Source organism: Flavobacterium sp. GQ95, assembly GCF_059758655.1.
This window is the reverse complement of sequence record NZ_JCAXEB010000001.1, coordinates 610,217-631,691: the sequence shown is the minus strand read 5'-3', so window position 1 is coordinate 631,691 and position 21,475 is coordinate 610,217. Positions and strand designations below refer to the sequence as shown.

Annotated in this window: 17 protein-coding genes and 1 riboswitch; of the genes, 15 read left to right on the top strand and 2 right to left on the bottom strand. The window is 33.5% G+C overall.

Annotated elements, in window-relative coordinates; all coding sequences use genetic code 11:
* The first annotated feature begins 11 nt into the window (after positions 1-11).
* Together AC6CH4_RS02700 and AC6CH4_RS02695 are read left to right on the top strand one after the other, a co-directional pair.
* Complete coding sequence (locus AC6CH4_RS02700) at positions 12-2,234, top strand: hypothetical protein (protein WP_498099936.1); 2,223 nt, start codon at positions 12-14, stop codon at positions 2,232-2,234.
* 158 nt (positions 2,235-2,392) lie between these two features.
* A complete protein-coding gene (locus AC6CH4_RS02695) occupies positions 2,393-3,859 on the top strand; it encodes a M28 family peptidase (RefSeq protein ID WP_498099934.1) in 1,467 nt (488 codons plus the stop codon).
* A 122-nt stretch (positions 3,860-3,981) separates the two neighbouring features.
* On the opposite strand, the gene metK is transcribed toward AC6CH4_RS02695, so the two are convergent.
* A complete protein-coding gene (gene metK / locus AC6CH4_RS02690; protein ID WP_192186144.1) occupies positions 3,982-5,232 on the bottom strand; it encodes a methionine adenosyltransferase in 1,251 nt (416 codons plus the stop codon).
* An 815-nt stretch (positions 5,233-6,047) separates the two neighbouring features.
* Here metK and AC6CH4_RS02685 point away from each other — a divergent pair.
* The 9 genes from AC6CH4_RS02685 (at position 6,048) to AC6CH4_RS02645 (ending at position 16,192) form a co-directional block, all read left to right on the top strand.
* Positions 6,048-6,236: a hypothetical protein gene (locus AC6CH4_RS02685; protein WP_056190221.1), complete on the top strand. Its 189-nt coding sequence runs from the start codon at positions 6,048-6,050 to the stop codon at positions 6,234-6,236.
* A 57-nt stretch (positions 6,237-6,293) separates the two neighbouring features.
* Positions 6,294-7,598: an O-acetylhomoserine aminocarboxypropyltransferase/cysteine synthase family protein gene (locus tag AC6CH4_RS02680; RefSeq protein ID WP_498099932.1), complete on the top strand. Its 1,305-nt coding sequence runs from the start codon at positions 6,294-6,296 to the stop codon at positions 7,596-7,598.
* A gap of 274 nt (positions 7,599-7,872) precedes the next feature.
* Entirely contained in the window at positions 7,873-8,961 is a 1,089-nt protein-coding gene (locus AC6CH4_RS02675) for a homoserine dehydrogenase family protein (protein WP_498099930.1), read from the top strand.
* A gap of 623 nt (positions 8,962-9,584) precedes the next feature.
* A complete protein-coding gene (locus AC6CH4_RS02670) occupies positions 9,585-9,782 on the top strand; it encodes a hypothetical protein (RefSeq protein ID WP_498099928.1) in 198 nt (65 codons plus the stop codon).
* Between the two features lie 188 nt (positions 9,783-9,970).
* A riboswitch (SAM riboswitch) is annotated at positions 9,971-10,079 on the top strand.
* Positions 10,080-10,152: 73 nt separating this feature from the next.
* A complete protein-coding gene (locus AC6CH4_RS02665; protein WP_498099926.1) occupies positions 10,153-11,142 on the top strand; it encodes an alpha/beta fold hydrolase in 990 nt (329 codons plus the stop codon).
* A 1-nt stretch (position 11,143) separates the two neighbouring features.
* Positions 11,144-13,558, top strand: coding sequence for a bifunctional aspartate kinase/homoserine dehydrogenase I (gene thrA / locus AC6CH4_RS02660; protein WP_498099924.1), 2,415 nt, complete (start codon positions 11,144-11,146; stop codon positions 13,556-13,558).
* Positions 13,559-13,683: 125 nt separating this feature from the next.
* Entirely contained in the window at positions 13,684-14,109 is a 426-nt protein-coding gene (locus AC6CH4_RS02655; protein WP_498099922.1) for an OsmC family protein, read from the top strand.
* Positions 14,110-14,285: 176 nt separating this feature from the next.
* Positions 14,286-15,458: a trans-sulfuration enzyme family protein gene (locus AC6CH4_RS02650; RefSeq protein ID WP_498099920.1), complete on the top strand. Its 1,173-nt coding sequence runs from the start codon at positions 14,286-14,288 to the stop codon at positions 15,456-15,458.
* Positions 15,459-15,781: 323 nt separating this feature from the next.
* The gene (locus AC6CH4_RS02645) at positions 15,782-16,192 is read left to right on the top strand and encodes an RrF2 family transcriptional regulator (RefSeq protein ID WP_012023576.1); all 411 of its coding nucleotides are present in this window, start codon (positions 15,782-15,784) and stop codon (positions 16,190-16,192) included.
* A gap of 88 nt (positions 16,193-16,280) precedes the next feature.
* On the opposite strand, the gene AC6CH4_RS02640 is transcribed toward AC6CH4_RS02645, so the two are convergent.
* Complete coding sequence (locus tag AC6CH4_RS02640; RefSeq protein ID WP_498099918.1) at positions 16,281-17,063, bottom strand: sulfite exporter TauE/SafE family protein; 783 nt, start codon at positions 17,061-17,063, stop codon at positions 16,281-16,283.
* A gap of 310 nt (positions 17,064-17,373) precedes the next feature.
* Between AC6CH4_RS02640 and AC6CH4_RS02635 the strand changes: the two genes are divergently transcribed.
* The 4 genes from AC6CH4_RS02635 (at position 17,374) to AC6CH4_RS02620 (ending at position 21,459) form a co-directional block, all read left to right on the top strand.
* A complete protein-coding gene (locus tag AC6CH4_RS02635; RefSeq protein ID WP_498099916.1) occupies positions 17,374-18,276 on the top strand; it encodes a sulfite exporter TauE/SafE family protein in 903 nt (300 codons plus the stop codon).
* A gap of 26 nt (positions 18,277-18,302) precedes the next feature.
* Positions 18,303-19,013, top strand: coding sequence for a phosphoadenylyl-sulfate reductase (locus AC6CH4_RS02630; protein ID WP_498099914.1), 711 nt, complete (start codon positions 18,303-18,305; stop codon positions 19,011-19,013).
* 144 nt (positions 19,014-19,157) lie between these two features.
* Positions 19,158-20,057: a sulfate adenylyltransferase subunit CysD gene (gene cysD / locus AC6CH4_RS02625; RefSeq protein WP_072970415.1), complete on the top strand. Its 900-nt coding sequence runs from the start codon at positions 19,158-19,160 to the stop codon at positions 20,055-20,057.
* Positions 20,058-20,214: 157 nt separating this feature from the next.
* Positions 20,215-21,459: a sulfate adenylyltransferase subunit 1 gene (locus AC6CH4_RS02620; RefSeq protein ID WP_498099912.1), complete on the top strand. Its 1,245-nt coding sequence runs from the start codon at positions 20,215-20,217 to the stop codon at positions 21,457-21,459.
* Positions 21,460-21,475 lie beyond the last annotated feature (16 nt).

Below are 21,475 nucleotides of genomic sequence, written 5' to 3'. Positions count from 1 at the left end.
AAACTTTAAGTATGCGTAATTTTAAATGGAGTTTCTTATTCGTTTTTTGTGTAACATTTGTTTCGTTTTCTCAAACAAAAGGCATTCAAAAAGGAACTTATCTTTCTGCAAATAAAGGAGAAAAAATCAAATTAAATTTATTAGAGAATAATAAATATGAGTTGGTTTTTTATTCCGGAGATTATGAGATTAAAGGTGATTCACTTTTATTTTTACAAAAGGTTAAATCAGAAAATGCTTTTGATGTTGCTTTTGCAACTGATAAAAAAGCGCAAAAAATTAAAATTAAGTTTTTAGAACCTTCCTATTATTCGTTCTATATCGGAACACAAAACTCAAACGATCCTGTTAAGTATCAAAAACTCAATGATATTAGAACTAAAGTTGATCCGGATTTTATACAAACAAATTTAGAATTTGAAATAGATAAAGCAGATTATTTGTATTTGGTTTATGAAGACTACAATGGCGAGAGTAAATTGTCAAAATTTGCGTTGCCAAAAGATGTTTCTGAAGTGACTATTAATTATGAATTAGCTGCATTAGGTGATCTAAAACTTGCTGGTTTTTTTGATCAAAAAACAAATGAGTTGAGAATTTCTGAGCAAAAAGGAAAGAATCCATTAGTTTTTTTAAATGAAAAAGATGCTCCTCAAGCTGCAGTTTCAAAAGTTATTCCAGTTGAAAGTCAAACTATTTCGAACTGGACTTATCCGGGAAAGGAAGCATTAATAAGTGATGATTTTGGCGCAGATGCTACGGTTGATAGTGCCGCAGTTGTAGATTCTTATCCTTCAACTAAATTTGATTTTAAATTTAAGATTGAAAACAATTTAAAAAATGCTATTTCGGCCACAAGAAACAAGCTTTTGGTTGTTTATGTTGATAGTAAAAGTCCTTCAGCAAAAAGTGATTTTGATACTTTTATAAAAGATCAGGAAACACAAGTTGGATATACTATGTATGATGCTTATCATGCAGAATACGATCTTTTTAATTATTATTTGGCTTCCGCCGAAGATAAAAAATGGTTAAAAATGAATAAAATCACAGACAATCCAGGCATAATTGTTTTGAATGAAAACGGAGATATTTTAGCAACTTCGAAATCTAATTTGAAAGACAAACAAGCTCAGTTTAATTATTATGACGGATTTTATAAAAAAGCGCAAAGAGTAAATGCTCTTCTGTCTTTTGATAAAGTGATTAAAAATAAAAAAGCTACGGATGCCGATTTGATTATGGCATTTAATAAAGCAGCTGTTCTCGAAATGCCTTACGATTATGATTATGCCGAAGCAAGTGCGGAGAATCCTGAGGATTTTAAGCTTGTAAAAGTGACACTGGATAAAAAAACAGTTTCTCAAACCTGGAAAAAATTAATTGAAGCACATCAAAAAGATGCAAAACCGAACATGTATTTGGTAGAAACAATTCTGAAAGAAATTAAAAATCAAGGATTTTATAAGCAATTTTTTAATGTAGACAAAGTATTGACCGATACTGATTTTCTGTCCATTGATTATTTGATAAAACATGCTGATGCTATAGAAACTCAAAGAGTAGCTTTTAATGAAAAAGAAGGGGAAATACATTTGGTTGGTAATGTAATTGCTGAAATTACTTCAGCACTGCAACAAAATGCCTATATAGAAATAGATGGAATTTCCGGAGAAGCAAATAAAGACAAGACAATATCAGTTTATAAAAAACTAATTACTGCCGGAAAAGGAAACTTTGAATGTTATAAAAATTACTTTGCCTATTTAGGTGAAGTCGAAGATAAGGACGGTTCAAATACGAGTTACTTAAAGGAATTTAGCAGTTATTTCAATGCCAATTTAGCAATTGATAAAGGAGGTGCCATTGAACGATTAGATGAAATGTATGCAACTTTAGACCCAATTTCTGATTATTCTTATAACGGTTGGAACGCGTTTAAAGAATACCATTCAAATTTATGTAATTCTGCTGCCTGGATTGTAGTTTTGAAACCTGCTAATGCTAACTTTTTAAAGTCGGCAATTACCTGGTCTGAATATAGTTTAGTAGTTACTAAAAACAATCCTTATTATTTAGATACTTTGGCCCAGCTATATTACAAGGATGGACAAAAACAAAAAGCTATCGAAACTCAAACACAGGCAGTAAAATATTTAAGCGCTGAGATAGAGCAGGAAACAGCTACTGAAATCCGTGAGACCTTAACTAAGATGCAAGACGGAACGTATTAGATTTCTGTTATTAAATAAAAAGTAAACCCGACACATTTTTAATCTGTCGGGTTTTTGTTTGATTATAAGAAGAAGAGTTTTCTTTAGAGATCTTTCAAATTTAAAAAGAGCTTTTTTTGTATATAAATTAGTAAGTTTGGAATACTAAATTAAAACGTATGAAAAACAAAATGATCTTAGGTTTGATTATTTGTGGAGGGCTTGCTTTTTCGCAAACAATCAAAAAACCTTTAGTTGCGGCAATAACTGATAAGGATCTTAGAACTGATATGTACCAGATGGCTGGCGACCATTTTAACGGTCGTGAGGCAGGAACTTTAGATGAGTTAAAAGTATCGATGTGGCTGGCTAATAAAGCGAAAGAGGCAGGAATGGTTCCGGCTGGTGATGACGGAACTTATTTTCAGTTTTTCGATCTATTCAGGCATCAGGTAACTTCCAATACAAAATTTAAAATTGGTCAAAAAGATTACAAACTTTGGAAAGAAGTTTTGGTAGCAGAAACAACCAATATAAAAGTAGAGGGTTCTTTAGTATATCTGGGTGCGGCGACAAAAGAAGAAATTGAAAAAGCCGATGTAAAAGGGAAAGTAGTTGTTTTATTAGCTTCTAAAGAAGGAATTGCTGATGATATTTCGCTTTTTGACAGACGTTATCCGGGATTGGTAAGAAACAAATATTATGACCTTGTAGTTAAAAAAGGCGCTGTAGCACTTATTATGGTGGCTGACGAATTAGCAGAACAAAGCTGGTCTCAGGTCGAACCCCAAATGACAAGAGGAATTTACGGAATTGAAGGTTTTCGTGATAAAATTGGTTCAACAATGCCGGTTTTCTGGGTACATGGCGATCAATTAGAATATCTGAAAAACACGAAAGATGTTTTGTCTGCAGAAGTGGTTTCGGAAACCTATAAATATCCGTCAGTAAATGTGGTGGGGACAATTGCAGGAACGGACCCGAAATTGAAAAATGAATACGTTCTTTTTAGTGGTCATCAGGATCATGACGGTGTAAGACAAAAATATGGTAAAGATTCAATTTATAACGGAGCTGATGATAATGCGAGTACTTGTGTTGCGATGTTGGCGATTGCAAGAGCGTACAAAAAACAACCGGGAAAAAGAACAGCTTTGTTTGTATTTCATGGTTCTGAAGAAAGAGGTTTGTTAGGGTCACGTTGGTATGCAGCGCATCCAACAGTTCCTGAAAAAGATATTGTTGCCGTTTTAAACGGAGATATGATCGGGAGAAATAATGTGAATCAGGCCGCTTTATTAGGCTCAAGTTCTCCTCACGAAAATTCTTCTGATTTGGTGGCTATTGCTAAAAAAGCAAATGACGAAGGACCAAAATTTGATTTGGATAAACTTTGGGACAGACCAGAACATCCCGAGTATTTTTATTTCCGTTCAGATCATTTGCCTTATGCCCGCAAAGGAATTCCGTCTGTGTTTTTTACCAGTGTTTTACACAGTCAATACCACACTCCGATGGATGAAGCAGAAAATATCGATTACGTAAAACTGCGTAAAATGACAGAGTGGATGTATCGCACAGGATGGATTTTATCAAATGATGCAACTCGTCCTAAAACTTTACCGGATGTAAAGCTGGAAAGATAAGGTAGTTTTTGATATAATAAAAAACCCGATTTCTAATTTTTAGAAATCGGGTTTTTTTATGTTTAAGACTAAATAGTTGTCAAGAAAAATCTAACAATCTAAGTTAGTCTAATAGTCTAGATTTACAATCCGAATTCCGCTTTTACTTTGTCAACGAAATCAAGTTTTTCCCATGTAAACAATTCAACAGTAACCGTTTTTACATGTCCTCCCGGAGCAGAAAAAGTTTTAGTTACTACTTCTGGTTTACGTCCCATATGTCCGTAAGCAGCAGTTTCACTGTAAATTGGGTTTCTTAATTTCAAACGTTGCTCAATAAAGTAAGGACGCATATCAAAGATAGCTTCTACTTTTTTAGCGATTTCACCGTTTGTTAAGTTTACTTTAGAAGTTCCGTAAGTATCAATAAAAATACCCATTGGTTCTGCAACTCCAATTGCGTAAGAAACCTGTACTAAGATTTCGTCAGCAACTCCTGCAGCAACTAAGTTTTTAGCGATATGACGTGTTGCGTAAGCAGCACTTCTGTCTACTTTACTTGGATCTTTTCCAGAGAAAGCACCACCACCGTGAGCTCCTTTTCCACCGTAAGTATCAACGATAATTTTTCTTCCTGTTAAACCAGTATCTCCGTGAGGTCCTCCAATAACGAATTTTCCTGTTGGGTTAATATGGTAGTTGATTTTATCATTAAATAAATGAGCGTGAGCTGGATTTTTAGCGATAATTCTTGGAATAAGGATTTCGATAATATCTTTTTTGATTTTAGCTAACATTGTAGCTTCTTCGTCAAAATCATCGTGCTGTGTTGAGATTACAATAGCATCAATACGAGTTGGTTTGTTATCGTCGCTATATTCTAAAGTTACCTGAGATTTTGCATCTGGACGTAAATAAGTAATTTCTTTGTTTTCACGTCTTAAGATGGCTAGCTCTTGTAATAATTTATGAGATAAATCAAGTGCCAATGGCATATAGTTTTCAGTTTCGTTAGTTGCGTAACCAAACATCATTCCCTGGTCACCTGCACCTTGCTCTTCTGGCTTAGCTCTGTCAACACCCTGATTAATATCAGCTGATTGCTCGTGAATTGCTGATAAAATTCCACAAGAATTTGCTTCAAACATATACTCGCTTTTAGTGTAACCGATTTTACGGATTACTTCGCGGGCAATTTGCTGCACATCAAGATAGGTATTCGATTTTACTTCACCTGCTAAAATTACCTGACCTGTTGTAACAAGTGTTTCACAAGCTACTTTCGAATCAGCGTCAAATGCCAAAAAGTTATCAATTAATGCATCCGAAATTTGATCTGCAACTTTGTCTGGGTGCCCTTCACTAACAGATTCTGACGTAAATAAATAAGCCATAATAATTTATTAAATTAAAATTAAGCGAGGAGAAATAATTGCTGAAAAGGCTAAAGGAGAATTCCTGCTTTAGCATTTTTTAATACTGAAATCAAATCTTCAGCATTCATAATGAACCATTTCATTATGAAGAGGTTGCAATCAGTTCAAATTTTTCCTCTGTATTCGCGTGCAAAGGTATGAAACCATTTTGATTTGCAAATTAAAGTTCAACTTTTTTTATTTTTATAAGCAGAAATTTAACAGAAGCATACTAAATAGATAGGGTAATAGAAATTAAATTGCTTTTTGTTTGGTCGATTAAAAAATAGTTCGCACATTTGCCTCATCAATAAAAGAAAAAATGAAATTAACAATTTGCAATATGTCTTGTATGATGCCGGAGCCTTCCGCAGAGACGCTATTGTAGTATACTTTCAATCCTATATATAGAACCTCTGCATAACTGCAGAGGTTTTTTTTTGTTTGAAAGTGAAATGAAAATCAAAATTTATTGCCTCTAATTGATCGATATTACTGAGATGATAAAATTTTAATGTTAAATATCAATATTTGATTTGGTGGTTCGAAAAATACTTATTACATTTACTCTATCGAATTAGTCGAGTTTAAAAAAAAGAAATTAATTTTAAATTAAATGAAAATGAAAACAATAGCAAGAACAAATATGATGTGTTGTAGTATGATGCAAATGTGCATCCAACCTTGCTGTTGCCAAAAGTAAAAGATACAATCTTTGTTATAGTTAAACTATAAGCCCTTTTGGTCGCCATCCGGAAGGGCTTTTTTCATTTCAACATTTTAAATTTTAAATCATGAACACATTAGATATAAATACAATCGCATTTCAGTACTTATTGAGAACGGATTCTCAAAAAAATAATAATAAATCTGAAGAGCCAGCAAATGAAGCCATAAAGTATGATCCTGCACAATATATAAAAGGTCAGAAATCTTTATTGTTTCACATGTATAATCTTGAAGAAGAAGATCTATACGTTTAAACAATATCAATTACAATATCAATATATCGTATTAACAATATTTAAAATTAAGAAATTATGAGTACACAAAAATTTGCAACAAACGCACTACATGCAGGACACGACGTAACAAAAAACGGAAGCACCAGAGCGGTTCCAATTTATCAAACATCATCGTATGTTTTTAATAGTGCAGATCACGCCGCGAATTTATTTGGTCTTGCCGAAGCCGGGTTTATCTACACACGATTAAATAATCCAACAAATGATGTTTTAGAACAACGGCTTGCAGCGCTTGAAGGCGGACTTGCAGCTGTTGTTACGGCATCTGGAGCATCAGCTATAGCAACAACTTTCCTGACCTTGCTAAAAGCAGGAGATCATATCGTGGCTTCGAATAGTTTATATGGAGGAACTTACAATCTATTGAAAGTAACTCTGCCAAGATTAGGAATTACAACCACTTTTGTAGATCCTTCAAAACCGGAGAATTTTACGAAAGCAGCAAAAGAAAATACGAGAGCTTTCTTCGTTGAATCTTTAGGGAATCCAAAATTAGATGTTTTGGATCTGAAGGGAATTTCGGTGGAAGCCAAAAACTTCAAAGTACCTTTTATTGTAGATAATACGGTAGCCACTTCTTATTTACTAAAACCAATTGAGCACGGAGCCAACATCGTTATCCATTCCTTGACGAAATATATTGCCGGAAACGGAACTTCATTAGGAGGAGCCATTATCGATGCCGGAAATTTTGACTGGTCTAACGGAAAATTCCCGGAATTTACAGAGCCATCTGCTGGATATCACGGATTAGTCTATCATGAAGCTTTGGGAAATGCTGCCTTTATTGCAAAAGCCAGAATTGAAGGTTTGCGTGATTTTGGTGCCGCTTTGAGTCCGTTTAATGCTTTTCAAATCATTCAGGGATTAGAAACATTGCCAATCCGAATCAAAAAACACAGCGAAAATGCTTTGGCTTTAGCTGAATGGTTAGAGAAACAGGAAGAAGTAGTTTGGGTGAATTATCCAGGTTTGAAATCGAATAAATATTATGATTTAGCACAGGAATATCTGCCGGAAGGGCAAAGTGGAATCATCACTTTTGGATTAAAAGGTGGTTTTGAAGCGGCTAAAAAAGTGGTGGATCAAACTAAATTGTTCTCGCTTTTGGCAAACATTGGTGATACAAAATCATTAATTATTCATCCTGCAAGTACAACCCACCAACAATTATCTGATGATGAACAGTTAGAAACAGGAGTCTCAAAAGATTTGATCCGACTTTCTGTTGGAATTGAAGATATAGAAGATCTTATTGCTGATCTGCAAACCGTTTTCGAAAGCGTTACGCAATCACAATATAGCATCAATAAGAATTAGGTTTTTTTGTTTTTTGTTTGAAAAATTGCCTTTAGCGATGTGGTGTTGCTAGAGGTGATTTTTTATAAAAAGAAATTCAACATAAATTTTCACCATATAAGTCATGTAGAGACGCGCTTTAGCGCGTCTAAATAGTAGCGACACACAGCAGCACGTCTAAATACAATACAGGTTTAGTAGCGACACAGCAGCACGTCTAAAATTATAGACATTGATAAATTAAATGGACTTTACCACTTATATGGTTCAAAATTAACCCCAATAAATAAAAATTATGTCAAAGCTTAAAATAAATATCATCCTTTTTGGAATTGGAAATATCGGAAGCACTTTGATTAATCAGATTATTGAAAGCCAGGAATTTTTTCTTCAAAGTAAAAATATTGATTTTCATTTTCCGATTATCACCAATTCTACAGTTGCCTTTTTTGAGAAAGAAGGAGTTGGATATGCCTGGGAAACCAATTTTAGAGAATTGGCTGTTCCTTTTAAAATAGAAGATATTGTAGAATTTGCTAAAGAAAATGAATTCGAGAATCTGATTGCGGTTGATGCAACGGCTAGCGATGAATTGATAGGGCACTATAATACATTGATTCAGAATGGATTTAATATTGTAGCGGTAAATAAAAAAGCCAATACATTGCCAATTGATCTTTATAAAGAAATTAGGGAGAATCTTAAAAAACACGACAAAGAGTTTTTGTATGAAACCTCAGTTGATACTGGTTTTCCGGTTTTACAAACTTTAAGGGACTTGTATTATTCAGGAGAGAAAATCACAAAAATCAGAGGTGTTTTTTCAGACAATCTGAGTTATGTATTTAATCGGTTTTCTACCGAAGAAAATTCTTTTTCATCAATCCTAAAAGATGCGAGTTTGTTAGGATTAATGCGTTCTACTTTTAGGGAAGATTTATCCGGAAATGACACGGCCAGAAAATTGCTGATTTTGACAAGAGAAATTGGGAAGGATTTCGATTTTACAGATATAAAAATCAATTCTCTTATTAAGGAGGAGCATTTAGAGAAAAACGGAATCCTTGATAAAGAAGCAGTCGACAGATCATTTAAAATTGCCAAAATTACCCAGGCTGACAATTATGTTTTAAGATATGTAGGAGAATTTGATGTAGAACGAAATTTATTAGAAGTTAAATTAATTTCGGAACCCATTACATCTGCAATTGGTCAATTAAAAGGTTCTGATGCTATTTTCGAAATTTATACGCAATCGTATGCTAATGTCCCAATTGTTATTCAAGGCGCGTCTCCTTGTAAACAAGCTATTTCTAGAGGAATTATTACAGATATTTTAAAAGTGGCAGAAAAAATTAAAAACAAAGAAGCAGTCTGGCTTTAAAAACTAAAGTCGGAATGACTTTGTGAAGTTCTTTGATAAACTGATTTGTGGAGATACTGTAAGTAAAAATGAGTTTTTGTAAGTTTTTTACCTTTGTTTTATTAAGCGAAAGTTTTGTAAGATGTTTTATAGCCTAAAAAAGTAGTTTTTTGTCGGATTTTCGTATTAATTTATTGTTTTTTATTTGTTTAATTAAAATAATATTTGCATATTTGTTAAACCCAAAAGCTACTGAATCAATGAACTTAAATGTCTATAAAATGTTTTGCGCCATTTCGGTTAATACCGTTGGGAAGTCTTTTGCTTAAATTGTAAGAAAACAACAATATTATATGCAAAGCCTCCCAATAATTTTAGGAGGCTTTTTAATTTTATAACAAAATGCAAGAATTTAAATTAATAAATAAATCACAGATGAATAAATCCCTACAGATGAACAAGATGTTCACTGTCGCATTTATTTGCGTACGCGTCTGTTGATTCCAAAAGAATATATGAGTTTAAAAACTTAAACCCTTTTGGCATCTAAACCAAAAGGGTTTTTTTATTTCATCCAGCTGGCTTAACATTAAAATAAACGAATAATAAAGATAAATACACAAACTAAACTAAACTTAAATATCATGAGCACATTAAACTACTTATCAAGAACATTTTCAACATTGAAAAACAGGACAAAAAAAAATAATCCTCCGCCAAAAAATGAATTGATCCATCCAAGATTCGGAATAACAGAAACGGATCAAAAAGCAGATAAAAAAGAACCAAACTCTTTATTGTTTTTGATGTATTCAAAAGAAAATGAAACGCTTTTTATCTAAATCGAAAAGTATCATAAAATAGGTGAATACCTGCTTAATTTTACTGGACTTTTAGTTCGGTAAATTTTTGCGTATACTAGTTTTAGTTTGAATTATATTTATGAAATTGAGGAATCAGTTTCGATAAAATTTGTTTGTTTGAGAAAATAGTAGTTAATTTGCACCTTTAAGTTCAAAAACGTATTGAAATGTTATAAAGAAAGGACGAGGGATTAGACCCGATGAATCCTTAGCAACCCTTCGGTAAAGCGAAGAAGGTGCTGCATTCTACCACGCCCAAACGTGGAAAGATAACAACAAGAATTTTTCTAGTTTCACTCTAGACTTTTCTTTCTAATATTTCCAGATACAAATCAATAATACAACAGATTTGAAATTGGAAAATATACCAAACCCCATTATAATTCAGGATTTCATCACAGAGAGTGGTGCATCATATCCGTCATTACCCTTAAGTTTTACACTTTCTGGCTTACCATTGCATACTGCGCCTATTGTTTTGGTCAATCATGCTTTGACCGGAAATGCACAGGTAACGGGTGAAAATGGTTGGTGGAACGATTTAATTGGAGACGAAAAAACAATTGATACCAACAAATATACTGTTTTGGCATTTAACGTTCCGGGAAACGGAAATGATTCTTTCATAATTGAAAACTATCAGGATTTTACCACCAGAGATATTGCCAGAATATTTATAAAAGGAATAAAATCTTTAAAAATTGAACAGGTTTTTGCAATAATTGGAGGTTCTGTTGGTGGCGGAATTGCCTGGGAAATCCTGGCTTTAGAACCAAATATTACCGAAAATTTAATTCCGATTGCAACCGACTGGAAATCGACCGACTGGATGATTGCTAATTGCTATCTCCAGGAACAAATTCTGAATAATTCATCAAAACCAATTGAAGATGCCAGAATTCATGCCATGTTGTGTTATCGTTCTCCAGAATCATTCAAAGAAAAATTTAAGCGTACGATTAATCAGGATCTTTTAATTTTTAACATAGAAAGCTGGTTGGCGCATCACGGCAAAAAGCTACAGCAACGTTATCAGTTATCATCTTACAAATTGATGAACCAGTTGCTCAAAACAATAGACATTACTCGAAATAGTGCTGATTTCGAAGCTTTAATATCAAAAACAACTGCGTCGATTCATATTATCGGAATCAATTCGGATTTGTTTTTTACACCAAAAGAAAACCTGGAAACTTTTCAGGAGTTGAAGAAGTTTAAAGACAATGTTTTTTACAGCGAAATAGATTCGGTTCACGGACATGACGCTTTTTTAATCGAGTACAAACAATTAGATCATTTACTTGCCGATATTTTTAAGGCAGAAACAATAGAAAAATAAAATGAAAATATTAAAATTTGGAGGTAAATCGTTATCAAACGGAGAAGGACTAAACAAAGTAGTTTCAATCATTTCTGATAAAGTAAATCAAGGAGAAAAAATTGCCGTTGTAGTTTCGGCCCGAGGAAATGCTACAGATGAATTAGAAGATATTTTAAGAATTGCAGCAAAAAACGGAAACTACAAACCTTTGTTAGAAAGTTTTAAAGCGTATCAAACTTCAGATTATCCGCAAGTCGATTTATCAGAAGAGTTTAATATTTTAGATAAACTTTTTGAAGGCGTAAGTCTAATTGGCGATTACAGCAACAAAATTAAAGATCAGATTTTGTCTAAAGGAGAATTGCTTTCGGCTAAATTATTGACTTCAATTTTAGTGGGAAAGGGAATTCCGGCAAATTTTGTTGATACCAGAGAATTGCTTAAAACCGATTCTAAATTTGGAGATGCCCAGCCTTTAGAGCAGCTTTCTAAGAAAAACGTAATCAATTATTTCAAGCTTCATAACGGTTCAACAGTAAATATTGTTACAGGTTTCATCGGATCAAACAACAACAACGACACAACCACTTTAGGAAGAAACGGAAGTAATTACACAGCATCATTAATTGCAAACTATTTAGATGCCGAAGAATTACAAAACTTTACACACGTTGACGGAATTTATACGGCAAATCCAGATTTAGTTGCGGATGCCAAAAAAATCGAATATTTGTCTTTTAATGAAGCAAATGAGCTGGCTAATTTTGGAGCAACAATTCTTCATGCAAAAACCATTATTCCATTATTGGAAAAAAATATACCGCTTCGTATTTTAAATACTTTCAATCATGAAAATCGTGGAACTTTAATTACTTCAGATTCTGCTAAAGAAGGAATTAAAACTTTATCAGTTTTAGAAAATGTCTCTTTAGTAAATCTTGAAGGACGTGGTTTGCTTGGAAAAGCCGGAGTTGATGCCCGAATTTTCAAAGTGATGGGTGATCATAATATCAGTGTAAGTATCATTTCGCAAGGTTCTTCAGAAAGAGGAATTGGGCTTGTTGTGGCAACTGAAAAAGCAACAACAGCAATGGTCGAATTAGAAAAAGAGTTTGAAAACGACTTTTATTCTAAAGATGTAAATCAAATTACGGTGACAGACAATGTTTCTGTAATTTCGATTATTGGCCAGGATTTAAGCACTTTCCACAAACCTTACACCGCTTTAATCAGAAATAAAATTGTTCCGATATTATTCAATAACACGGTTACGGGTAAAAATGTGAGTTTAGTTGTTAAAAAAGAAGAACTAAACAAAGCCTTGAACGTAATTCACGGAGAGATTTTTGGAGTTTCTAAAAAAATCAACATTGCTATTTTTGGACACGGATTAGTTGGCGGAACTTTAATCAACCAGATTTTAGAATCGGCTTCAGCTATTGAAAAACGTAAAGGCGTCAAGTTAAATGTTTTTGCAATTGCGAATTCTAAAAAACTGCTGTTAAATAAAAATGGAGTAGCCTCAGACTGGAAAAATGATATTGCCAGTAAAGGTGAAGGATATACGATAAAAGATATTATCGATTACGCAAATGAATATCATTTAGAGAATTTAATTGCGATCGACAATACCGCAAGTGCGACTTTCGTAGAAAACTATATTCCGCTTGTAGAAAGTAGTTTCGATTTGATTTCTTCGAATAAAGTAGCTAATACATTGAGTTATGGTTTTTATAAAGAACTAAGAAAAGCTTTGGAAGATAACCAAAAGAATTATTTATACGAAACCAATGTTGGTGCTGGATTACCATTAATTGATACTATAAAATTATTGCATCTTTCAGGAGAAAATATTACTAAAATAAAAGGTGTTTTTTCTGGAACTTTGAGTTATTTATTCAATAATTTCTCAGCAAAAGAAGTTCCGTTTAGCGAAATTTTGAAAGAAGCAATTGACAACGGATATACAGAACCAGATCCGCGTGAGGATTTATGCGGAAATGATGTGGGAAGAAAATTATTGATTTTAGCAAGAGAATTAGATTTACAGAATGAGTTTGAAGAGATCTCTATTCAGAATTTAATTCCGGAGCATTTACGTGATGGGAATGTGTCTGATTTCTTAACGAAACTAAAAGAATTCGATCCAATTTACGAGAAAATAAAAGCCGATCAAAAGCCAAACCATGTATTAAGATACATTGGTGAGTTGTCTGGAGATTTACAGAATGATAAAGGAATTCTTGAAGTAAAATTAGTTTCTGTTCCTTCAGATACTGCTTTAGGCGGATTAAAAGGTTCTGATTCTTTCTTCGAAATCTATACAGAATCTTATGGAGATCGTCCAATCGTAATTCAGGGAGCTGGTGCAGGTTCTGCGGTAACAGCGAGAGGCGTTTTTGGTGATATTTTGAGATTGTCGGATAAAGGATAAAAAGTCTAGTTTGTCATTGCGAGGAACGAAGCAATCACATTTGCAAAATCAAGCTTTGTGTAATTGTTAGTGAGGTTGCTTCGTTCCTCGCAATGACAATAAACAAAAACAATAAAACAAAAAAAATGAAAGTAACCTTAAACAGAGTAAACGACGCGTTTCATTTCAAATTAAAAAATGAAAGAGGTCATGTAGTTGATGTTGATAGCAGAGCCGAATTTGGGGGAAGCGATTTAGGTGCAAGTCCAATGGAATTAGTATTGATGGGCGTTGCGGGATGCAGTGCTATCGATATGATTTCGATTCTAAAGAAACAACGTCAGGAAATAACATCCTTTAATGCTGAGGTAGAAGGCGAGCGTGTTCAAATTGAAGAAGCAAAACCTTTTAAGGAAATCAATGTGGTTTTCTATTTAGAAGGCGATATCAATCCTGAAAAAGCACAAAGAGCAGCACAACTTTCTTTTGAGAAATATTGCTCAGTTGCCAAAACCGTAGAGCCAACAGCTACAATTAAGTATAAAGTTGTTTTGAACAACGAAGCTTTATAGAATTTAAAATTAGAAAATTAGTCAATTAGAGAATTAGATAATTCTTAACTGATATTAAGTAATAAAAATTCGCATAAATCCTTAGTTATCTCTGAGTTTCTTTGCGAGTCTTTGTGAAATTATAAAAACAGGCGAATTAGTGCTAATCAGTGCAATTCGTGTTAAACAAAAAAATAATGAGCGATCAAGAATTTGGTTTTGAAACCCAGGCCATCCGTACACATTTAGAAAAAACACAATTTCAGGAACATTCAACTCCTTTGTATTTATCATCAAGTTTTGTATTTGAAGATGCAGAGGATATGAGAGCATCTTTTACAGAAGAAAAAGTACGTAATATCTACTCTCGTTTTAGCAACCCAAATACAACAGAATTTGTTGACAAAGTTTGCGCGATGGAAGGTGCTGAAGCTGGTTATGCTTTTGCAACCGGAATGGCGGCCATATATTCGACTTTTGCCGGATTGTTAGAATCAGGAGATCATATTGTTTCTGCGGGAAGCGTCTTTGGATCGACGCACGCTTTATTCATGACCTATTTTCCAAAATGGAAAATCGAAACTTCTTATTTTGATATAAATCAGCCGGAAACTATTGAAAGTTTTATTAAGCCAAATACTAAAATTTTATACGCTGAAACGCCTACAAATCCAGGTGTCGATGTAGTTGATTTAGAATTGTTGGGTCAAATTGCAAAAAAGCACAATTTGATTTTAATAATTGATAACTGTTTCGCTACGCCATACATTCAGCAGCCTATTAAATATGGCGCACATATCGTAATTCATTCGGCTACAAAATTAATAGACGGACAAGGTCGCGTTTTAGGTGGAGTTGCAGTTGGAGATGCTGAATTAATTCGTAAAATTTATTTGTTTTCAAGAAATACAGGACCGGCAATGTCTCCTTTTAATGCTTGGGTTTTATCAAAAAGTTTAGAGACTTTGGCTGTTCGCGTTGACAGACATTGTGAAAATGCTTTAAAAGTGGCTGAGTTTTTAGAAAATCATCCTAGTGTTGCGAGTATAAAATATCCGTTTTTAAAATCACACCCAAAATATGAAATCGCCAAAAAGCAAATGCTTTTAGGCGGTAACATTATTGCAATTGAAATTAAAGGCGGCCTTGAAGCAGGAAGAAAATTTTTGGACAAAATCAAATTATGTTCACTTTCGGCAAATATTGGAGATGTAAAAACAATTGTAACACATCCGGCCTCAACAACACACAGTAAATTGTCTGTTGAAGAAAAGTTAGCAGTTGGGATTACAGAAGGTTTAGTACGTGTTTCGGTAGGTTTAGAAACGGTAAAAGATATTATTGCCGATTTAGATCAGGCGCTTTCTTAAATAAATTTTAGAGTTTAGACTATAGATTTTAGATTATTATAACAACGATTTTTAACTGTAAATTAAATGCAGTTAGAAATCGTTTTTTTATTTTAGATTTGTTTTATCGATGTTAATTTTTATTATCAGAAAATTTATAAGTATAAATCAACTATGATCTGAATTTAATTGGTAATAACGAATTAAATTGATGGGTTAGGTAGAATATAAATTTGATTCTGTTATTTTTCTCATAGAAAAAGTCTATTTTTGTTGCAGAAAAACATGTAAGATGTTTGATTTCAATCAGAAATCTAAAATCTGCAATCTAAAATATTTAAAAAGTGCTTTCAAAGAAAACAAAATACGGAATTAAAGCTTTAACTTATTTGGCCAGACGTGAAAATAATGAGCCTGTACAAATTGCTGAAATTGCCAAAAGCGAGCATATTTCGATTAAATTTCTGGAAAGTATTTTATTGTTACTTAGAAACTCTGGTTTTCTTGGAGCAAAAAAAGGAAAAGGCGGCGGCTATTATCTGATTAAAGATCCAAAAGATATCAGCATGGCTAAAGTCTATCGCATCCTTGAAGGACCAATAGCATTGCTTCCTTGCGCCAGTCATAATTTTTATGAAAAATGTGATGACTGCGACGATGAGTCAACCTGTGCTGCCAGACGTTTAATGACTGAAGTTCGTGATAATACACTTAAAATACTTGAAAGTAATTCTTTGGCGGATATTGCTTTTTAATCAATTCTATTTTTAATCAAAATAAAAAAGAAAGACCATTTCAATATTTTTTGAAATGGTCTTTCTTTTTATAAATAATATTGTTTGTCTAAAAAACTAATTTATATCCGGCCAGGAAAAGCATTATGGCGATTGCATTTCTCAGAAATAGATCGGGTACTTTTCCGCTTAACATACTTCCCATAAAAATTCCGGGAAGTGATCCCATTAATAATTGGCCTAATAATCCTAAATCTAAATTTCCCATTGAGGCATGTCCAATTCCCGCTACAAGAGTTAATGGGACAGCGTGAGCAATCTCAGTTCCAACCAAACGTGGTGTTGGTAAAAGCGGATAAAGAAAAAATAAAGTTACAGTTCCTAATGCTCCGGCGCCAATAGAAGTAAGTGTTACCGTTGCTCCTAGTAAAACGCCAATTCCAATAGTTAGCATATTTTGGGTATGGCTTTCGCTATGAAATTTATCTCCGGCATGTTTTTGAGAAAATACTAATAGTTTCTTTTTAAATAAAATAGCTATTGATGTAAAAAGAAGTGCCCAGCCTAAACTGTATTTGATCACAGCATTTATCGTAGAAATATCGGTTTTAATGCTATGTAAAATCCATAAGGTAAGTAAAGCTGCAGGAACGCTCCCTAAAGTAAGCCAGCCCGTGATCTGCCAATTGATATTGCTTTTTTTATGATGCACAAATACACCGCCCATTTTGGTAAATGCGGCGTATAATAAATCGGTACCAACGGCTGTTGTTGGAGGTATGCCAAAATATAATAATATAGGAGTCATTAATGAACCACCGCCAACACCTGTCAACCCCACAACAAAACCAACGAGTAAACCCGCAATAACAAGACCGATTTGAAAATCCATATTAAAAATTTGCCGTAAAAATAACAACAATTTTACAATTATCCTATGGAATTGATAGACTTTAAAATGCTATATTTGTAAACGAATATCATTAATAGTGTATTTGGTTGTAATACAGTGTAATATGGATTTTTAGGTTAAGAAGTTATTTTACAAATTGCAAAAAAAAGCTTGTTGCTTAACGTAAAGAGAATTAGAGCAGTAAAAAAATTAAATAAAGTTTTGATATTTAGAAATAAGTATTAATTTTGCATAGTAATCTATTAACCCGATAGGGTAATAGATTTTGCAACAAAGCCAAGCCTTGAGTATGGAAAAAGAATTGAAAATGAATAGTTATGAAGTTAGATCTGAAGGATCCGTAAAAGAAAAGTTATGGATTTTAATTCCTATTGTTTTATTAGTGGGTTTATTATCTACACTGATATACAATCATCACGCAGAGTTTTCAGTAGATGGACTAATTGCAGGATTTAATCAAGAGTTTTTAATATTTTTTGCTATCGGAGTTTTTGCTCAATTGGTGGATGGGACATTAGGAATGGGTTATGGAGCAACTTCGACGTCATTTTTGTTAGCTTATGGAGTTCCGCCGGTTGTCAGTAGTACAGGAGTTCATGTTGCAGAAATGTTTACAACCGGAGCGTCGGCAATTTCACATCATAAATTCGGAAACATCAATAAAAAGTTAGTAAAACATTTGTTGATTCCGGGTGTTTTGGGTTCTATTACAGGGGCTTATTTATTGTCTGATGTAATTAACGGAGATGTTATAAAACCGTTCATTGCTGTATATATGATTGTTTTGGCAATCATCATTATCAGAAAAGCATTAGCCAAAAGCATCGCTAAAAAGAAAACTAAAAAATTAGGATATTTAGCGACTTTTGGAGGATTTATGGATGCGGTTGGCGGTGGAGGCTGGGGACCAATTGTAACTTCTACATTGTTAGGAAGAGGAAGAAATCCAAGATATACGATAGGTTCTGTAAATGCTGCAGAATTTGCAATTTCATTTGCAAGCGGAATTACCTTCATGCTTTTTGGAGGAATCCATGGCTGGCAGGTAATTATAGGTTTGATTTTAGGAGGCGTAATTGCGGCACCACTGGGAGCGTATCTGGTAAATAAAATCAAAAGAAAACCAATGATGATTGCAGTTGGAATTTTAATAATACTATTGAGTTTAAAAACATTATCTAAATTATTGTAAGCAGTTTTTAGAAAGGAAAAGAGAATATGAGCGCGACAGTTATACAGACATTATTAGATAAAACGAAAGATTTTTCGCTTGATGAGACTTTAGTTTTTTTAGCTAAAGAATATCCGGGGAAAGTAATTTTTTCGACTTCTTTTGGTCAGGAAGATCAGGTAATTACAGATTTCATTGCAAAAAGCAATACTGACATTACCGTTTTTACTTTAGATACCGGAAGATTGTTTCAGGAAACGTATGATGTTTTTCATAAGACATTAAAAAAGTACAAAAAACCAATTGAGGTTTATTTTCCGGAAGCAACAGCAGTAGAAAATTTATTAAAAGAAAAAGGTCCGAATAGTTTTTATGATTCGGTTGAGAATAGAAAAGAATGTTGTTTCATCCGAAAAGTAGTTCCATTAAGGAAAGCCTTGGCAGGAAATTCAGTTTGGATAACAGGTTTAAGAGCGGAACAATCTGAAAACAGACAAGATTTAAATTTATTTGAATACGACGGAGGTTTTGAAATCATCAAATTTAATCCATTATTAAAATGGTCTTTAGAAGAAGTTGAAACCTATTTATCAGAAAACAATGTTCCTCAAAATGCTTTACATAAACAAGGTTTCGTAAGTATAGGATGTGCACCTTGTACGAGAGCGATTTTCCCTGGTGAAGATATCAGAGCCGGAAGATGGTGGTGGGAATCAAGTCATAAAGAATGTGGATTGCACAGCGCTAAAAAAGAATAGAGAGAATAGAACAAAAGAGAATAGAGGCAAGAGCAAAGAAGCAAGAGAGTAGAATCAAGAGAATAGAATAAAACAATAGTTGAGAATTTTAGAGTCACCACAAACTTGAAACCTGAAATTTGAAACTTGAAACAAAAAAACACAATGAGTTCAGTATTAAAAACAAACGCTTTAGAGAGTGAAGCAATATACATTTTCAGAGAAGTAATTTCACAGTTTGATAAACCGGTTTTACTTTTCTCTGGAGGAAAAGATTCTATAACATTAGTGCGTTTGGCGCAAAAAGCCTTTTTCCCTGCAAAAATTCCGTTTCCTCTATTGCACGTTGATACGGGACATAATTTTCCTGAGACAATTGCTTTCAGAGATAAATTGGTTGAAGAATTAGGATTAGAGTTAATCGTTCGTAATGTTCAGGATGCTATTGATGAAGGAAAAGTGGTTGAAGAAACTGGAAAATACTCTAGTAGAAACAGTTTACAGACGATCACGCTTTTAGATGCAATTGAAGAATTTAAATTTGATGCTTGTATTGGTGGTGCACGTCGTGATGAAGAAAAAGCAAGAGCTAAAGAACGTATTTTTTCTGTACGTGACGATTTTGGTCAATGGGATGAAAAAAATCAACGTCCGGAATTGTTTGATATTTTGAATGGAAAAATAGAAAATGGTCAAAACGTTCGTGTTTTCCCAATTTCAAACTGGACAGAATTAGATGTTTGGAGTTATATCGAAAAAGAACACATCGAGATTCCATCAATCTATTTTTCACATAAAAGAAAAGTTTTTTTGAGAGACGGTTTAATCTGGTCGCATTCTCCTTTTGTGTATCAGGAAGAAGACGAACAAATCGAAGAACGAATTGTTCGCTTCAGAACCGTTGGAGATATGAGTTGTACAGCCGCTGTTGAATCTTACGCAGCAACAATTCAGGAAGTTGTTGGGGAAATTAGAACTTCAACTATTTCTGAAAGAGGAGCCAGAATCGATGACAAACGTTCTGAAGCTGCAATGGAGAAAAGAAAACAACAAGGGTACTTTTAATTAATTATTAATTGTGAATTGTAAATTATTAATGCAATTCAGAACGTAATTAAAGTCAAAATCAGAAAAACAAAAACATACAGTTTTAAATTTTAGTTCAAAGGGAAGAAACCTGAAACTTGAAACAAAAATTTAAACTTGAAACAAAAATATTAGAATGGAAGTTTTAAAAATAGCAACAGCAGGAAGTGTAGATGACGGAAAAAGTACTTTGATTGGAAGATTATTGTACGATACAAAATCATTGACTACAGATAAAATTGAAGCAATCGAAAAAAGCAGTAAACAAAAAGGTTACGATTATTTGGATTTCTCTTTGGCAACTGACGGATTAGTAGCAGAAAGAGAGCAAGGAATTACAATTGACGTAGCGCATATTTATTTTTCGACTGCAAAGAAAAGTTACATTATTGCTGATACTCCGGGTCACGTAGAATATACAAGAAACATGGTTACAGGAGCTTCGACTTCTCAGGTTTCTATCATTTTAATTGATGCCAGAAAAGGCGTAATTGAGCAAACGTACCGTCACTTTTTTATCAATAATTTATTGAGAGTAAAAGAGGTAATTGTTGCGATTAATAAAATGGATTTAGTTGATTATTCTGAAGAAGTTTACAACAAAATCAAAGCTGATTTTCAGGCATTAAATGCTAAAAGTACTTTCAAAGAGCAAAACGTAAGTTACATTCCGTTAAGCGCTATCAACGGTGGAAACGTAGTGGATCAATCAAAAGATATGCCTTGGTACACAGGTCAAACTGTATTGGAACATTTAGAAGGATTGCATTCTTCAGATGTTTTTGAAGCAGGAAAAGCACGTTTCCCAGTTCAGACTGTGATTCGTCCAAAAACAGAAGAATACCACGATTTTAGAGGTTACGCTGGAAAATTATACGGAAACTCTATTAAAGTTGGAGATGCGGTAACCGTTCTTCCTTCTTTAACCGAATCAAAAGTGACTAAAATTCACTTTTTCGATAAAACATTTGATGAAGCTGTTGCAGGTTCTTCTATCACAATCGAATTAGAAAATGATATCAATGTTACAAGAGGCGATATGATTGTAAAATCATCAGAACTTCCAAAAATTGAGAAAGAAATCACAACAACTGTTTGTTGGATGGATAGCAAAAAACTGGTTGCCGGTACAAAATATATCGTTCAACACAATACAAATTCAGTTTTAGCAAAAGTTGAAAGTATAAAAAATACAATCTCAACTGACTATTCAGGAACCAAGGAAGCATCGCAATTAGCGATCAACGAAATTGGAGAAGTAACCATCAAATTAAGCAAGCCTTTATATTTTGATGCCTATAACGATAACAAATCAAACGGAGCATTCATCTTAATTGATACAGCAACGAACACAACAGCAGGAGTAGGATTTATCAGGTAAACCTGCTATAAGCTTT

Bases quoted from the DNA above. Each gene is read 5' to 3' on its own strand.
- AC6CH4_RS02685 (WP_056190221.1), top strand. From the start codon at position 6,048: ATGAACACATTAGATATAAATACAATCGCATTTCAGTACTTATTGAGA.
- AC6CH4_RS02655 (WP_498099922.1), top strand. From the start codon at position 13,684: ATGAAAGTAACCTTAAACAGAGTAAACGACGCGTTTCATTTCAAATTA.
- AC6CH4_RS02635 (WP_498099916.1), top strand. From the start codon at position 17,374: ATGGAAAAAGAATTGAAAATGAATAGTTATGAAGTTAGATCTGAAGGA.
- thrA (WP_498099924.1), top strand. From the start codon at position 11,144: ATGAAAATATTAAAATTTGGAGGTAAATCGTTATCAAACGGAGAAGGA.
- AC6CH4_RS02630 (WP_498099914.1), top strand. From the start codon at position 18,303: ATGAGCGCGACAGTTATACAGACATTATTAGATAAAACGAAAGATTTT.
- metK (WP_192186144.1), bottom strand. From the start codon at position 5,232: ATGGCTTATTTATTTACGTCAGAATCTGTTAGTGAAGGGCACCCAGAC.
- AC6CH4_RS02620 (WP_498099912.1), top strand. From the start codon at position 20,215: ATGGAAGTTTTAAAAATAGCAACAGCAGGAAGTGTAGATGACGGAAAA.
- AC6CH4_RS02670 (WP_498099928.1), top strand. From the start codon at position 9,585: ATGAGCACATTAAACTACTTATCAAGAACATTTTCAACATTGAAAAAC.
- AC6CH4_RS02675 (WP_498099930.1), top strand. From the start codon at position 7,873: ATGTCAAAGCTTAAAATAAATATCATCCTTTTTGGAATTGGAAATATC.
- AC6CH4_RS02640 (WP_498099918.1), bottom strand. From the start codon at position 17,063: ATGGATTTTCAAATCGGTCTTGTTATTGCGGGTTTACTCGTTGGTTTT.
- AC6CH4_RS02700 (WP_498099936.1), top strand. From the start codon at position 12: ATGCGTAATTTTAAATGGAGTTTCTTATTCGTTTTTTGTGTAACATTT.
- AC6CH4_RS02695 (WP_498099934.1), top strand. From the start codon at position 2,393: ATGAAAAACAAAATGATCTTAGGTTTGATTATTTGTGGAGGGCTTGCT.
- cysD (WP_072970415.1), top strand. From the start codon at position 19,158: ATGAGTTCAGTATTAAAAACAAACGCTTTAGAGAGTGAAGCAATATAC.
- AC6CH4_RS02650 (WP_498099920.1), top strand. From the start codon at position 14,286: ATGAGCGATCAAGAATTTGGTTTTGAAACCCAGGCCATCCGTACACAT.
- AC6CH4_RS02680 (WP_498099932.1), top strand. From the start codon at position 6,294: ATGAGTACACAAAAATTTGCAACAAACGCACTACATGCAGGACACGAC.